General features: G+C 37.5%; 11 protein-coding genes. 4 read left to right on the top strand and 7 right to left on the bottom strand.

The window, feature by feature from the left end:
* Nucleotides 1–10: 10 nt before the first annotated feature.
* A complete protein-coding gene (locus H4J62_RS03380; protein WP_182213726.1) occupies nt 11–862 on the top strand; it encodes a FecR family protein in 852 nt (283 codons plus the stop codon).
* 124 nt (nt 863–986) lie between these two features.
* On the opposite strand, the gene H4J62_RS03375 is transcribed toward H4J62_RS03380, so the two are convergent.
* The 4 genes from H4J62_RS03375 to H4J62_RS03360 all read right to left on the bottom strand — a co-directional run bounded on the left by H4J62_RS03375 (nt 987) and on the right by H4J62_RS03360 (nt 2789).
* The gene (locus H4J62_RS03375) at nt 987–1145 is read right to left on the bottom strand and encodes a hypothetical protein (RefSeq protein WP_182213728.1); all 159 of its coding nucleotides are present in this window, start codon (nt 1143–1145) and stop codon (nt 987–989) included.
* A 38-nt stretch (nt 1146–1183) separates the two neighbouring features.
* Nucleotides 1184–1537: a ribonuclease E inhibitor RraB gene (gene rraB / locus H4J62_RS03370; RefSeq protein WP_259364676.1), complete on the bottom strand. Its 354-nt coding sequence runs from the start codon at nt 1535–1537 to the stop codon at nt 1184–1186.
* 11 nt (nt 1538–1548) lie between these two features.
* Nucleotides 1549–2289, bottom strand: a complete 741-nt coding sequence (locus tag H4J62_RS03365; RefSeq protein ID WP_182213730.1) for a 1-acylglycerol-3-phosphate O-acyltransferase — start codon at nt 2287–2289, stop codon at nt 1549–1551.
* 158 nt (nt 2290–2447) lie between these two features.
* Nucleotides 2448–2789: an MlaA family lipoprotein gene (locus H4J62_RS03360; RefSeq protein ID WP_182213881.1), complete on the bottom strand. Its 342-nt coding sequence runs from the start codon at nt 2787–2789 to the stop codon at nt 2448–2450.
* A 478-nt stretch (nt 2790–3267) separates the two neighbouring features.
* On the opposite strand from H4J62_RS03360, the gene H4J62_RS03355 reads away from it, so the two are divergent.
* Complete coding sequence (locus tag H4J62_RS03355; protein ID WP_182213732.1) at nt 3268–3930, top strand: hypothetical protein; 663 nt, start codon at nt 3268–3270, stop codon at nt 3928–3930.
* Nucleotides 3931–4086: 156 nt separating this feature from the next.
* Here the strand turns inward: H4J62_RS03355 and H4J62_RS03350 are convergent, their stop codons facing one another.
* Nucleotides 4087–5868, bottom strand: coding sequence for an acyl-CoA dehydrogenase C-terminal domain-containing protein (locus H4J62_RS03350; protein WP_182213733.1), 1782 nt, complete (start codon nt 5866–5868; stop codon nt 4087–4089).
* 217 nt (nt 5869–6085) lie between these two features.
* Here H4J62_RS03350 and H4J62_RS03345 point away from each other — a divergent pair, with 217 nt between their 5' ends.
* On the top strand, nt 6086–7105 hold the full coding sequence (locus tag H4J62_RS03345; RefSeq protein WP_259364817.1) for a hypothetical protein: 1020 nt from the start codon (nt 6086–6088) through the stop codon (nt 7103–7105).
* 42 nt (nt 7106–7147) lie between these two features.
* Here the strand turns inward: H4J62_RS03345 and H4J62_RS20620 are convergent, their stop codons facing one another.
* Together H4J62_RS20620 and H4J62_RS03335 are read right to left on the bottom strand one after the other, a co-directional pair.
* Entirely contained in the window at nt 7148–10432 is a 3285-nt protein-coding gene (locus H4J62_RS20620; protein ID WP_182213735.1) for an ATP-binding protein, read from the bottom strand.
* A 162-nt stretch (nt 10433–10594) separates the two neighbouring features.
* Nucleotides 10595–11974: a PhoH family protein gene (locus H4J62_RS03335; protein ID WP_182213736.1), complete on the bottom strand. Its 1380-nt coding sequence runs from the start codon at nt 11972–11974 to the stop codon at nt 10595–10597.
* Nucleotides 11975–12329: 355 nt separating this feature from the next.
* Between H4J62_RS03335 and rapA the strand changes: the two genes are divergently transcribed.
* Nucleotides 12330–15257: an RNA polymerase-associated protein RapA gene (gene rapA, locus H4J62_RS03330; RefSeq protein WP_182213738.1), complete on the top strand. Its 2928-nt coding sequence runs from the start codon at nt 12330–12332 to the stop codon at nt 15255–15257.
* The last annotated feature ends 52 nt before the right edge of the window (nt 15258–15309 follow it).

Here is a 15309-nt window from a genome sequence, read left to right as displayed (position 1 = left end):
AAGAATAATCATGGCTCGCTATAATAACGTCACCCCAAGGTTTGTTAAATACGCCATGTTAGCAAGCATTGCATTTATATTGATAATTGCCAGTAACTTAGTTAATAACATCACAACATTTACTAAAAGCGATAATGAACAACAATTTGTGGAAGTAAGCACATTGCAAACTGGCATTGGTCAGCAGACTCGATTCTCGCTCTCTGATGGTTCAAGAGTTAAGCTCAACACCAATAGCCTAATCGAAGTCAATTTTTCAAAAAAAATGCGCTTATTAACGCTTATAAAAGGCGAAGCGAGCTTTGATGTTACTAAAGATAAAAGTCGACCCTTTATGGTCATGGTGGGTGAAAGATCATTTACCGCCTTAGGGACCATTTTTAATATAGAAAAAAAATCAAACAAAGATATCGAGCTTGTTGTGACCAAAGGCCGTGTTTTAATTACCGAATCATACCAGCCCATCGATAAATTAGTTAAGCAACAGACAAGGTTAACAACAGAAAACTTGCCTGGGGTAGTGATTGCGTCAGGTGAAATTGCCACCATAGAAAATAGTACCTTCACTGCAAATAAAAGCACGTCTTTTGAACAAATTCAGCGAGTACTCGCCTGGCAACAAGGTATGTTGGTTTTTAATGGTCAACCCTTAGATGAAGCTTTAACTGAAGTTAGTCGCTATACCACCATAAAGTTTGAAATCATTGATAGTAAACTCAACCAAACAAAAGTATCAGGCTACTTTAAAGCTAACGATATCGATGGGCTACTTGAATCTTTAAAAAACAACTTTAATGTTCAATTCGAAAAAGTAAATAATAACATCATTCGCTTAAGCCTAAACACCGAAGAAAATCACTAAAGCGTTTATTGCTAAGCTGGCGCCGAATACCGTTTTTAAAAGTATTATCTCATTTACTAAAAAAGCAAAGTGCTAAGACTTTGCTTTTTTAGGTTTTACGGTTAAGCATATTAAATTATTAATATTAGCTATCAGGGTCAAGACCCTGCTTAATTTTTTCTATTCGCTCTTGGTGCCTATGATGCGCTTTCAATGCATTAACAGAAAAAGCGCCAACAATAGCAATAATGGGTATTAATAATGCGAGTGTTGCCGGATTAAGTAGTGTTTCTAACCATCCCATCAGTAAGTCCTTTAAAATTATTAATTAAGCTTTAACGGTTATTCTTCGAAATAAGTCCCCCAACCATCATAATCAACTTTACAAAGGCTGGCTAACTCAAACATTTTTTTAGTCTCTTCGAAAATAATCTCTTCATCGAGCGGTTGTTCAGTAATAATATCAAAAGCGAAAACTTTATCACCATTTTCTAGCTCGGCTTCTTCAGGGTCTTCTATTTCCAAACCCATTTTAAAAGCGGTAATAGCCGCTTTTTCTAGCAGATCAAAATCTGTACTAGAAAAATGATGCTCAATAGTGTGATGTACCTCTTCGTTGGTACCATCTTCGATAAGGGCATTCACTAAATTATTGGTGTGATCTTGCCATTGTTGCAAATCTTCATCTATCATCATGATCTCTATTTTTAAACTTTATTTTTTAGGATTAGCTCGTTTCCAGACTCTTTACTGAGCTCAGCAATTTTAACAAGCATACTTTTATGGGCGGTGTTAGCGACTTCTCTAATACTTTCTTTAGCTTGGTTATTAAAATATATAGGCTCTAATAGCTCAATAATCAATTTACCGTTGTTCCAACGACCTAATTTTATCTTGCCGTGTAAATTACTAACACAAACAGGAATAATAGGTACATTTGCTTGTTGCGCTGTTCGAAATGCGCCAGTTTTAAAAGGCAGTAAACCTTTACCATTACTTCTAGTTCCTTCTGGAAATAACCACACAGACAACTCTTTTTCAGTAATTTTTTTTGCAGTTAACGCTATGGTATTAATGGCTTTACTTGAATTTGAACGATCAATTAAAATGTTACCCGTTAACCAATACATTTGGCCGAAAAAAGGGATCCACTTTAAACTTTTTTTGCCAACACTAACAGTAGAAGGCTGAACAGCTGCACTAACAGTAAAAATATCGTAGCTATTTTGGTGGTTACATATATAAACTGCTGGTCCAATATCTTTAATACTTTCTGGTATTCTAACCTCAATAGTTAGGCCTAAAAGTGTAGAGACCTTACTCAAATAATGTGAGGTATGATAGACATTATTACGATGAAAGGGTCGTAAAATACTATAAATACAAGCAGCACAACAAATAAAGACTAAAGCTAGTGTCATGACAATAAAGCGAATTATGGCTAACAAATTTACATCCTAATTATTATATATCGGCGCAGTATACCTTATAGATGTTCGACAACAAAATTCCTTTTTATTAACTAAAATGGGGGTAAACAGCTATTATTTATCTAATGGAAATTATCGGGCTATTTGAATTTCTCTATATTTCATATAAAGAACTTTTAAACGCTCATATCAATACTACGTAAAAAAGTCAGTAATATCTCTTTATCACCACTGGCATCTAATTCATCAATAACGATTTGCAAGGCAAGCATATCAATTTCTACCCCAAAAGCATCACGTAACGAAGATGGGCCTAATATAGGCAAAACTAAACAAGGTCCTGGGGCAATGCCCCATAAACCCAGTGTTTGACCAAAGTCTTCATTTTGTTTATCTAGACCGATTTTCGTTACTACATCAAATACACCAAAAACACCAAGAGTGGTATTTACCGCAAAACGACCAAGAGTTTCAACGCCAACACTAGGTTTACTTGTAAAGTGCGTTGATAAAAACAGAAAACGCTCCTACGTTTGTAAAAAAATACTAACCGCTCTTTCAACAAAGTCAGGTGTTATCGCTTTATAACCAGCAACAACAGGTAAAAGTATGTATTCGTCTGCTTTTGCATAAAGTCATACATACGTCGATTGAACCTTTGCCAAGGATCGTCATATCGATTAGTAACCGCTATTTTTTGATGGGCTAAAGACAACTTCACTCGAGGCGCTTCGGTATTACCTTCAATAAAATACAAATAAATAGGGTCATTAAAGCCAACTATTTCACACTCAATATTTTATTAAGCTAAATACTCTCGTTGTTTTTTGTACTGTGTTGAACAAGGTTAATTCTTCGACTAATCAAATATTAAGCGATATAAAGTGGTATTTAAGCTAAATATAACGCCTTTTTTTCAATACTTGCCTATAGTTAACATCTAGTAAAAGTTAATTAAAATAATAAAAACATTAATTTTTTGGAATAGGTTATCTCATGAAAATATTGATAAAATGGATGCTATCACTACTATTTACCTTAAGTGTATTACCTAATGCACAAGCCTACGACGATGAAAAAATAGTACCAAGCGCTATAGAGGGATCCTTAATTAGTGACTGGGCCAATTCGGCGGTAATTTTTGAGGCTTTAGATAAAGGTTATGATTTAGAAGCCATAGGATTCCCTCTGACAAGCAAAGCCACTGCCCCATCTGAGACACGATTAATCAACAAATCTGAAACTCACCAAATAGCGATCGTTTTTGATAATAAAGCTTTTAGTGCCCAAAGTGGTTTTTCACACCAGGGGCTTGATCAAATTAATGAACAGACTTTTTTTATTCAAGGCAGTTACCGAGTACTACAACAAGAAAATTTTGCCTTACTTGTTACTGCAAAAATAGAGTCTTTAAGTGATCACTCAATCTACCAGTTTTACAGTAATGACTTTGTTTCAAGCGAAGTATCTTCCAGAGATATTAACGGCGCAAAATCCTATGCTAGGTTTGGTATTCTAGGTCAATATTCAATAAACAATAACTGGTATGTGAGCGGAGGATTAACATCAACAGCTCATGAAGATTCAACAAACAATTTACCTATTAATAATATTCAAAAAGAACAAGTAGCGATATTTGGCACCACCTATATTTTTTAATCTTTGGTCGCAGTAAGATCAATAGAATTTCGTCACCACAAAAGGGGCGCTAAAACATCAATAGAATGGCAAGGGTCGCTGTGAGATCAATAAAAAAGCGCTACCATAAAATGGTAGCGCTTTTTTTATCATGCTATTTAATGTTATTTTAGCTGACTAGAATAAGCTTTCATCAATATCAAACAAGGTATCACAACCCGCTTTTATCGACGCAGTCAATGACAAACGACGAGGTAACAAACGTGCGAAGTAGTAGCGCGCTGTTTTTATTTTACTTTCATAAAATTCATCACTTGAACTTTCTTTAGCCAAAGCGGATTCAGCCATTTTAGCCCAAACAAATGCCATTGCTGTGTAACCAAATACATGCAGGTAATCGTTAGCCGATGTTCCTAACTCTTCAATATTCCCTTGCGCTGCTTTAAGGATATGCTGAGTTAATTCAGCTAAATCAATATTGGCATCTTTTAAAGGTTGAATAAATTCTTGCATGTTATCGGCAGAAGTTTGTTCAATGTAAGTGTTCACTTCATTGATAAAAGTCTGCATTAACTCGCCCTTACTAGCGGCTACTTTTCTTGCTAATAAGTCCATCGCTTGAATGCCATTAGTGCCTTCGTATATTTGTGCGATACGTACATCACGAACCAGCTGCTCTTGTCCCCATTCACGGATATAACCATGACCGCCTAAGACTTGTTGACCTGCAACGGTATTATCAAGACCTAAATCGGTAAAAAAGGCTTTCGCTAAAGGAGTCATTAAAGCTGATAAACTCTCACCCTTAGTTTTTAATTCGCCTTCACCATAGGTTGCCATATCCAGTGTCATTGAAATGTACGTAGACAATGCGCGTGAACCTTCAGTTAATGCCTTCATGTTAAGTAACATACGACGTACGTCACCATGAACAATGATAGGATCAGCTGCTTTCTCTGGATACTTAGCGCCTGACAATGAACGACCTTGTAAGCGTTCTTTTGCATATTCTAAAGCATTCTGGTAAGAACGTTCTGCCGCACCAATACCTTGAATACCAACACCAATACGTTCAAAATTCATCATAGTGAACATGCAGGCTAAGCCTTTATTCTCTTCGCCAACTAAGTAACCTTTTGAGCTATCAAAATTCATTACACAAGTTGCTGAAGCGTGAATACCCATTTTATGTTCAATGGAACCACAGCTCACATTATTAAAATCACCTAATGACTCATCGTCATTGACTTGATATTTAGGGACTAAAAATAGTGAAATACCACGAGGGCCGGCTGGCGCACCGGGTAATTTCGCCAATACTAAATGGACAATATTTTCAGTGATATCGTGTTCGCCGGCAGTAATAAATATTTTTGTACCACTAATGGCAAAGCTACCATCGTCTTCAGGAACAGCTTTAGTGTAAATCAATCCTAAATCAGTACCAGAATGAGGTTCAGTTAAACACATGGTTGCCATCCAGTCGCCTGCATACAAACGTGTTAAATAGCGCTCTTTCAATTCGTCTGTCGCATGCTTAGCAATCGATAAGCCAGCACCAGCGGTTAGCCCTGGATATAATGAAAAGGCGATATCTGCTGAACAGAGCATTTCTTCGTGTAATGCCGTGATCACTTTAGGCATACCCATACCACCAAAGTCAGGCTCGCCACCTAAGCCTGTCCAACCACCATCAGCGTAAGTTTTAAATGCTTCTTTATAACCTGGAGCGGTTGTTACTTTACCTTCATTGAAACTTACACCAATTTCATCACCTTGGCGTGAAAGCGGGGCAATTTCTTGCTCAGCTATTTTTGCACATTCTTGTAAGATGGCTTGCGCGGTCTCGCGATCGACATGCTCTGATAAGGTAGGCATTGACTGCCACATTGCTTCCATTGAAAAAACATCATATAACAAAAAATTCATATCTTTTAATGGTGCTTGATAATCAGCCACGGTATTCCCCTAATATTTTTAAATGTTACGACAAATAACATTGTAATTTAACTTTTGAAACAATCATTTCAAACATGCGTTTGAATATAGCAAAATCTGCTTAAAAGTAAAGCGTCAACGATAAATATTAAGTCATCTTTTGTTGATTGGTATGAAAAGTAAAAATGCGTTAATGTTAGCATAGGTAATATCTTTGCTAGTGGTTTGATTATTTTCGATGACTTCTCCTATGTTAACTAAATTTTTATGCATAACGCTTTGCTGTTTAATGCCCTCTTTGGCCTTAGCCGAACAACTCGCCTTTTCAAAAGTAGAAAAAGGAGATAATTACCAATTTAATTATCAATGGCTTGATTATCAGGGTGAAACACAAAGCCTACAATTTTTACTGGCTAAAAAAGCAATATTCGATCGTTTTAGAAACTTCAAAGTATTTAAAGCTGATATGGCAAAATATTCAATTAATAATGCCCTACAAAAGAAATTACGTGCAGAGCCTATCCGTGGGGTAATGATTGATTTTAATAAAAATTCCACAAATGATGAAATTGTCATAAAAGGACGAAACAACCAAACAATCAATGCCGCCTACGCTAGAGTTTATGAGTTAAAGCAAGCGTTAAGTGATCAATATTTAGCAGATAATTACTATCATCAATTTATAACTCATGATCAAATTAACGCGGTAAAACCAGACCATGGACGATTTGCAAATATTGCCAGCATTGATTTAAAGCCGGTAAAGCCTATTATTCTTAAAAAGTTTTCAATAAAAAACATTCGAAAAGTTACCGACTATGTTTTAGGATTTATACAAAGTATTCCCTATGCAACTTTAGAATCAAGAGTAACCGCCTCTGGAGCAGGTTTTAATCCACCATTAAAGTTATTATGGGAAAACCAAGGTGATTGCGACAGTAAAGTCACGTTAACAGCGGCAATTTTACGTAGCCTAATGCCACGTATAAAAATGATTCTAGTCTTTATTGATAATCACGCTTTACTCGGTATTCAAATGCCTGTGCAAGCAAATGATCAAACAGTTGTTATTGATGGCATATCGTATGTGCTAGCAGAGCCAACAGGGCCTAGGCTTTTACCTTTAGGGAAAATAGCTCCCGCTTCAGAGTTAGCGGTAGGTAACGGGCATTACACAGCAGAGCGGTTCCATAAAAAGGTAAAGCGAGCATTAAAAACAGACCTTAATAATACGACTGTAGTGGGTAAGGAACCATAACACCGAGCTGTTATTAATGTGAATAACGATGAGTTGTTGCAATTAATTAAGCACGTCTAAAATACTCGAAAGTAGTAATTCAGCACTGATAGGTTTTGCCATATGCTTATTCATACCCGCTGCTAAGCTTCTCTGCTTGTCTTCTTCACGGGCGTGCGCCGTCATCGCGATAATGGGTAAGTTATGAAATTCTTTTTGTTGGCGTATTTGCCTAGTCGCTGTTAAACCATCCATGATCGGCATTTGAATATCCATAAGCACAACATCAATATGGTGCTGCTTATCGGTCAATATTTCCAACGCTTCTTTACCATGACCCGCAATAATGACATTGGCTTGCATCGTTTTTAATAGCTCTTTTGCCACCAACTGATTAACTAAATTATCCTCAACCAATAAAACATTAATACCTTTTAAATTATCAATATCTTGCGACAGGCTTTGCAAAGGAATCGATTCGTCAATAGCTGCTTCAGCCGCAAGCTCTCTAGCTGTTATGACTGAAAATAGCTTACTGATAAAGCTTCGATAAAGTGGTTTTTCTAGCAAGATATAAGAAAGTTTTAATGCCTCAATACGTTCAATGATTTCACTGGAAATACCTTTAGCCATTGGATGACTTATCGCTAATAAAATCTGGTTATCAAGACAGCTTTGATATATTTTTTCTGGATATTTATTAATGCTTTGTTCGTCAATAATCAGCACTACATTTTCATTGTTCTTATATTTGTCGAGTTCCGATAACGCCGTAATATTAACATGGCTTATTTGAGAACCCGCTAGATGACCTATTAACGATTCAGATAATTCTTGAGAATAACTGCATAAGGTCAGTGCTGATTTTTTGCTTAATGCCTTATTTTCAACAACGTTAAAAGGTAAAACAAAAGTAAAGCTAGTGCCTTTACCTAAGTCACTTTTCAAGGAAATGTCACCCGATAAAAGATTGATAATTTGCTGACAAATAGATAATCCTAATCCTGAACCACCATATTCGCGGGTCATCGATTCATCTGCTTGACGAAATGCTTCGAATAAGTGACCTTGTTTTTCTTGAGCTATACCTATACCTGTATCAGCAACGATAAAGCGTACTAAAACCTGTGAGTCATCAAAGATGGTGCCTGCAGCATCATTGCCCGTATTAACTTTTTCAACTGTTAGTGAAATTTCACCTTGGTGGGTGAACTTCATCGCATTATTAAGTAAGTTTGTTAGTACTTGCACCAATCTCATATCATCAGTTAAGACAATATCTGGCACATCAACAGCAATATTTATCTTTAGAGATAATTGTTTTTCACTGATCATACCGATATTAAGTTTAACGGCTTGATCGACTATTTTGTCAATACTGGCGGGCATTTTTATAACAGACATATTGCCAGATTCTATTTTGGCTAAATCAAGCACTTCATCAACCAAATGTAAAAGGGACACAGATGCACCTTCAGCATTTAATATATGTTGCTGCTGTTCATTCGTTAAACGTGTTCTGGCTAATAAAAATAGCATACCTTTAATCGCATTAATTGGCGTGCGTATTTCATGGCTCATATTAGCTAAAAACTGACTTTTTGCTTGGTTAGCATATTCAGCTTGGTTTTTTGCTTGTTCCAAAGCGACATTCGCCGAATACTGCGCGGTAACATCACGTACTAAATTGATAGTGCCAACAATTTCAGCGGTTTGACTATATAACTGGTTACTAAACACCTCATAAGTATTAGCCGGTGTTTCAACAACCTCTGCTAATCCTTGTTCTGTTGACCGTGTTAATGACGCTTCAGACATAGCGACTAATGACTGACCTAACTCGACACTGACTACTTCATTACTACACTTACCAATTAAATCTAGTGAGCCTGCTTGAACAAAGTTTTCAAACGCTTTGTTATACCCCATCATGGTGCCATCTAAGTCGTTAAAAATGATGTAATCAGGAATAGCATCCATCACCGAACGCAGCAAAGCATAGTCACGTTGGTGTTGTTCACTCTTAAGGCGTAACGCTTGGGTTTTTTCGTTAACACGCGTATCAAGAATCACATTTTGATCTTTCATTTGCTGCAATAAAGTACGATTTTGTCCAAAAATATCTTCAACAATTTTAAACCAATATGACCAGTCCGCTGGAGGTTTTACTTTACCTGGATCACCATGCGAGCAATGTTCAATATGATTAATAAATTCTTTAGTGGGCTTCATAAAGGTTTTGCGCGTTACGATATAGATGATACTCATAAAGGCAAATAGCCCGACAAAAAACAAAACCAGCATCAAGATAAATCGATTAAAAATAGAGGCAGTAAATTCTTGATAAGGTTGGTACTTAAGGAGAACCCAACCATTAATAGGTAGTTGATATTTTTGAATGAGCCAAGTGCCCTCTTTGTGACTGTCGGGTAATTGATTAATGCGCTGATAGGAATAACTTGCTAATTGCTTTGGTGCAATATCTTGCCAAGTCAGCTTGGTTGATAAGGCTTGATTATCAGCCGTTTTGTGGATGAGAATATTGTTCTTTTCATCAAGCAATATTAACGCTTGATTAGGTTTACTAATATCAGGCAAACCATCACTCAAACTTGATAAACTAAAGTCCATTAGCACCGCGCCAGCGAGTGATCGATTACGATAGACAGCTGTGCCTAACGAAGCACTCAAGCCTTTACCTGCTGAATCTAAATAAGGTGGTGACCAAAAGAAATTGTCGTCGCCAGGCAATAGCGTTTTAATGCTATTGATATTGTCATTATTTAAGTTATGCTCTGAGAACCGCCAACTATCACGCCCTATCCAAGGATATAGGCTAACAAATTGATTTAAAGAGATGTAATAAAACCAATTAGATTCTTTAATTGAATTTTTGGCAATAATAAATGCTGGCGTTAACGCATTTGCCATTGCCAGCTCTTGCTTTTGTAACTCATCAAAATCAGCAACCTGCCCGATACCCGTTATACTTCCTCGGTAATTTTTTCGATGAGCAAAAGAATCTCGGCTATTTTTCTTTAAATAGAATTCATTACCGTCTTGTTCAAGTGGCGGGGTTGTAGCAAGTAACTCTTCGGGGAAAGAAAGATGATAATTAGCAAATTTTTTAATGCCAGCAATACTTTTTAACCCCAAAATCAAGGTGTTTTCTAACTGCTTAGCACGTGTAGTTAAGGTGCGAAGTTCTCGTGCCTGATATGAATCTAACTCAATAAAATATCGGTAAGACGCTATCGACATAGCAATCAATGTTATTACGATAAATACAGCCAAAACAGAACGATTGTAACGACTAAACACCTGTTCTTTGGAGGACTTATCAAACACTGTTGCAACCTTATATTTATTCAGATAATTTTAATTTATAACAATTAATACATCTTACTTAAAATAGTCTTTGATAACTAGTCGCACGGCTAAGTCGGTCAATTATCAAAACTAAAGGCTCAAAAATGAGCCTTTAAATATTACCTATAAAATCAGCTGACCCTATAAATTTTCCTCGGCGAAAGAGGCTAATCGACTTCTCACCACACCATTTAGATTAATAGTTGAGCTACCTGAAAAGTCTTTAAAACGTTCAACAATATAGGTTAGCCCTGACGTAACCGCCGTTAAATAGTTACTATCAATTTGAGCAAGATTACCTGAACAAACCAGCTTAGTACCCTCACCGCAACGAGTGATAATTGTTTTTAATTGCGATGCCGTTAAGTTTTGACATTCGTCGAGCAAAACCAAAGAGTTTTGAATACTTCTGCCGCGCATAAAATTCACTGACTTAAACTGAATATTGGCTTTTTCCATGATGTAATCAAGGCTACCATTCATATTTTCATCTTGTTTATGCAACACTTCTAATGAATCGGTAATAGCCGCGAGCCAAGGCGCCATTTTTTCTTCTTCTGTTCCGGGTAAAAAGCCAATAGACTCAGCAATTTCTGGAGTACTGCGCGTAACGATGACTTTATCATAGAGTCCACGTTCTATTACTTGTTCAAGCGCTGACGCCAGCGCTAGCAGTGTTTTCCCACAACCTGCTGGCCCAGTAAGAATCACTAAATCTATGCTTGGGTCAAGTAAAGCATCCAATGCCATCCCCTGGTAAATGTTTTTTGGATGGATCCCCCACGCTTGTTTTGCCATTAAACGGTCTCGGCTTAAATCCATTATCGACAATTTTTCGTCATCCCAACCAGTAACTTTGCCGGCAAAGTTCTCACTATCATCAATAAGATATTCATTCATGTAAGTATTAGGAAGGACATCACGCTTAACATAGTGGGTGGTATTTCGGCCTTCAGTTTCACTTTCACACTCATTAACATGTTGCCAAAAGTCACCTTCAAACTTGTGATAGCCTTTCGTTAAAAATTTAATATCATCGATAAGCTGATCTGTACGGTAATCCTCAACATAAGCCAAACCTGCGCCTTTAGCTTTTAAGCGCATATTAATATCTTTAGTGACCAAGACAACTTTATTGGGCGCCTTTTTTTCCTGTAGGTATAAAGCCGCGTTAATAATACGATTGTCATTTTCATTAAAAGATAACCGGCCAGCTTTTTGCTCTAAGGTATAATCATTAAAGATTGATAAACAACCACTGGGATGTTCGTCATCATTTTGAGGTAATTTAACACCCGCAAGTACTTCTTCAGGAGTAGCATCGACAAGCATATCTTCAAGTGCACGTATCGCAACACGGGCATCTCGACTAACATCTTTGTGGCGGTCTTTAATGGAGTCTAATTCTTCAAGCACAGTCATGGGGACGACCACGTCGTGCTCTTTAAAAGAGAGAAAAGCGAAAGGTTCGTGTAATAAAATATTTGTGTCTAATACGTAAAGAATTTTTTCATCATTCATACAAAGATCTCCTATCTAAGTTAACGTGACACAGAAGAATCGTTAAGTAAGCTTAATCACTTAGTCTTCAACTGCGACTAAAAAATCAAAAACAGTAACTATACCTTTACCGATCACCTTATTACGTGAATGATAACTTTACTTTGCCAGCTAAATTTATCACTGGCAAGTGGCATCGAAAGATTATTTGTCCTCAGACAAACTTTATTGCCGCCTTTTGTAAATTCTCGGCATTTTTTGGTGATCCTAACTATGATTAACGTTACTATAGCGCCCTTTTTTAATGCCGTATTGGCGTGTTCTGTTGCACAAGTTTTTAAAAATCGTGCAAGGTTTTAATTTTTGGAGTTTTTATATGGTTTTTTACCCTGGTCAACGATGGATAAGTGACGGAGAGTCGGATCAAGGATTAGGCACGGTACTAACGGTTGAACACCGTTTTGTTTCTATTTTATTTACCGCTACCGGTGAATCGCGCCAATATGCCATAGCAAATGCACCATTAACACGTGTTATTTTCAACCAAGGGGATAGTATTCCTAGCCACGAAGGCTGGATGCTTATCGTTGAAGAGGTTGAAGATATTGACAACTTACTCACTTACCATGGTAAGCGCCAAGATACCGGTGAAGAAACGTCACTAAAAGAAGTGATGATTGACCACTTTATCAAATTTAATAAACCGCACGATCGATTGCTTAATGGTCAAGTTGACCGTCTCGACTGGTTTCGTTTACGCAAAGATAGCTTAAAACACCAGCATACTCAGCAGCAATCGCCATTAATGGGTTTAAGTGGTGGCAGAGTCAGTTTAATTCCCCATCAACTTTATATCGCTGAAGAAGTTGGCTGTAGATTTGCACCTCGCGTGTTACTTGCCGATGAAGTTGGTTTAGGTAAAACCATTGAAGCTGGCCTCATTATTCACCAGCAGCTTGTTACCGGTCGTGCACAACGTATTTTAATTATTGTGCCTGAATCACTTATGCATCAGTGGTTGGTAGAAATGTTACGCCGCTTTAACTTACATTTTAGTATTTTTGATAGTGAACGTTGCCAAGAAATAAAAAACTCAGGTGAACAAGAAAATCCATTTAGTACTGAACAACTCGTTTTGGTTAATTTAGATTTTGTTACCAAAAATCCAGAGTGGTATGAAGAGCTCATTGCTGAGGACTGGGATTTAATGGTAGTTGATGAAGCTCACCACTTAAATTGGCATCAAGACAACCCTAGCATTGAATATTTATGTATTGAGCAACTAGCCCAGACTATCCCTGGGGTTTTGTTATTAACAGCAACACCAGATCAACTTGGTCATGAAAGCCACTTTGCACGTTTACGCTTGCTTGACCCTGACCGTTTCTTTGATTATCAAAAATTTACAGAAGAAGAAAGCCATTATACTGAAGTCGCCAATGCCGCCAATGCTTTGGTTGCTAAAGATGCTTTGTCGCCAGCACAACAAGCAACATTGACTAAGCTATTAAAAGAAACTGATATCAGTCAACATTTAATAAACATCAATATAGCATTGCCCAGCGATAATGAAATACTTGCGCAAGATGCATCACGAGAACAAGTGCTAACACAACTACTCGACCGTCATGGCACTGGCCGTATTCTTTTTAGAAACAGCAGAAATACCATAAAAGGTTTCCCTGAGCGTGAATTGCATTCTACGCCTTTAGCTTTACCAGAGGCTTATCAAGAGCAAATCAATGAGTTTTTATTATCGGACACTAGTGAAAATTTAAAAACCTTGGCTCAAGCTAAACAAGTTTTTACGCCTGAAATTTTGTTTTCGTTAAACAGCCATGAAAATTGGACTGATATCGACCCTCGTGTTGACTACTTAATCGAACTTTTACAAACATTGAAAAAAGAAAAGTTATTGGTCATTTGTGCGCATGCACAAACTGCGATTGACTTAGAAGCGGCGTTACGCGTAAAAGAAGGTATTCGTGCAGCGGTCTTTCATGAAGGTTTGAGTATATTCGAACGCGACAAAGCCGCTGCTTATTTTGCCCAAGACGAAGACAGTGCACAATGTTTACTCTGTTCTGAAATAGGCAGTGAAGGTCGAAACTTCCAATTCGCCCATCACCTAGTGTTATTTGACTTACCGAGCAACCCTGATCTTTTAGAACAGCGTATTGGTCGTTTAGACCGTATTGGACAAACACAAACCATTCGTTTGCATGTCCCCTATTTTACTGACTCTGCACAAGGATTACTTTTTGACTGGTATCAAAATGGTTTAAACGCTTTTGAACATACTTGTATCACTGGCCGAGCAATTTTTGATAAGTTTGGTGACAAACTGTTTGATTTAGCCTTAACGGCGCAGTGGCAGTCGACCGCCGCAGAAAAGTTAATCAATGAAAGCCATGATGAGCACTTAACCCTTAAAGCAGAATTAGAGTCAGGACGGGATAAGTTACTAGAATTACGTTCTTCTGGTCAAGGCCGCTCTCACCAACTAGTTAAAGAAATTTCAGCACTGGACCAACAAATTGAATTACCACAATTTATGTTTCAAGTACTTGATGTTTTTGGTATCACTCAAGATGACAAGTCAGATAATGCCATCGCTTTACAGCCTAGTGAGCACATGCTTTGTGGTAATTTCCCTTGCCTGCCTGATGATGGTACAACCATTACTTTTAACCGAGATACTGCGCTAGCTTGTGAAGATTATCACTTATTAACTTGGGACCACCCTATGGTGCGCGGAGCAATGGATTTAGTGCTCAGTGATCAAACGGGTAACTCGAGCATAGGTTTATTGAAAAACCCAGCATTGCCGGCAGGAACATTTTTTATTGAATGTATTTTTACTATCGAAGCAACTGCTCCCAATCACTTACAGCTGGGTCGTTATTTACCGACGACACCCATACGTGTTTTGGTTGATAAGAATGGCACTGACTTGGCAGATAAAGTGGGTGAAAATGTTCTAGATCAACAGCTTGCACCCGTTAAAAAACAAGTAGCGCTACAATTGGTTAAAGCCTTGAAAGATCAAGTAACACCTTTAGTAGCAAAAGCTGAAGCACATGCTAAGCCACAGGTTTTGAGCATTCAAGAAAAAGCCCTAGCCAATATGCATAAAACGCTAGATGCAGAATTTCAACGCTTAACAGCACTAAAAACTATCAACCCAAGTGTTCGCCAGCAAGAGCTCGACTTTATCAAAGTACAGCAAAGTGAATTAAGCCACTACATAGGTAAAGCACAGTTGAAATTTGAAGCGATACGTTTAATAGTGGTGAGTAACTAACGATGTCAAGCCAACACGAAATTCCAAACGATCAGCAGGCACAACAAAAAGT

The sequence above is a fragment of the Colwellia sp. BRX8-5 genome, from assembly GCF_014077325.1.
Classification (GTDB): Bacteria; Pseudomonadota; Gammaproteobacteria; order Enterobacterales; family Alteromonadaceae; genus Colwellia_A.
Note: the sequence above shows the minus strand (reverse complement) of the source record. Positions and strands in the feature narration are given on the sequence as shown.

What these genes read in the sequence shown, in the direction of transcription:
- rraB (WP_259364676.1), bottom strand. Translation starts at nt 1,537, where the DNA reads ATGATGATAGATGAAGATTTGCAACAATGGCAAGATCACACCAATAAT.
- H4J62_RS03355 (WP_182213732.1), top strand. Translation starts at nt 3,268, where the DNA reads ATGAAAATATTGATAAAATGGATGCTATCACTACTATTTACCTTAAGT.
- H4J62_RS03380 (WP_182213726.1), top strand. Translation starts at nt 11, where the DNA reads ATGGCTCGCTATAATAACGTCACCCCAAGGTTTGTTAAATACGCCATG.
- H4J62_RS03335 (WP_182213736.1), bottom strand. Translation starts at nt 11,974, where the DNA reads ATGAATGATGAAAAAATTCTTTACGTATTAGACACAAATATTTTATTA.
- H4J62_RS03345 (WP_259364817.1), top strand. Translation starts at nt 6,086, where the DNA reads ATGACTTCTCCTATGTTAACTAAATTTTTATGCATAACGCTTTGCTGT.
- rapA (WP_182213738.1), top strand. Translation starts at nt 12,330, where the DNA reads ATGGTTTTTTACCCTGGTCAACGATGGATAAGTGACGGAGAGTCGGAT.
- H4J62_RS03375 (WP_182213728.1), bottom strand. Translation starts at nt 1,145, where the DNA reads ATGGGATGGTTAGAAACACTACTTAATCCGGCAACACTCGCATTATTA.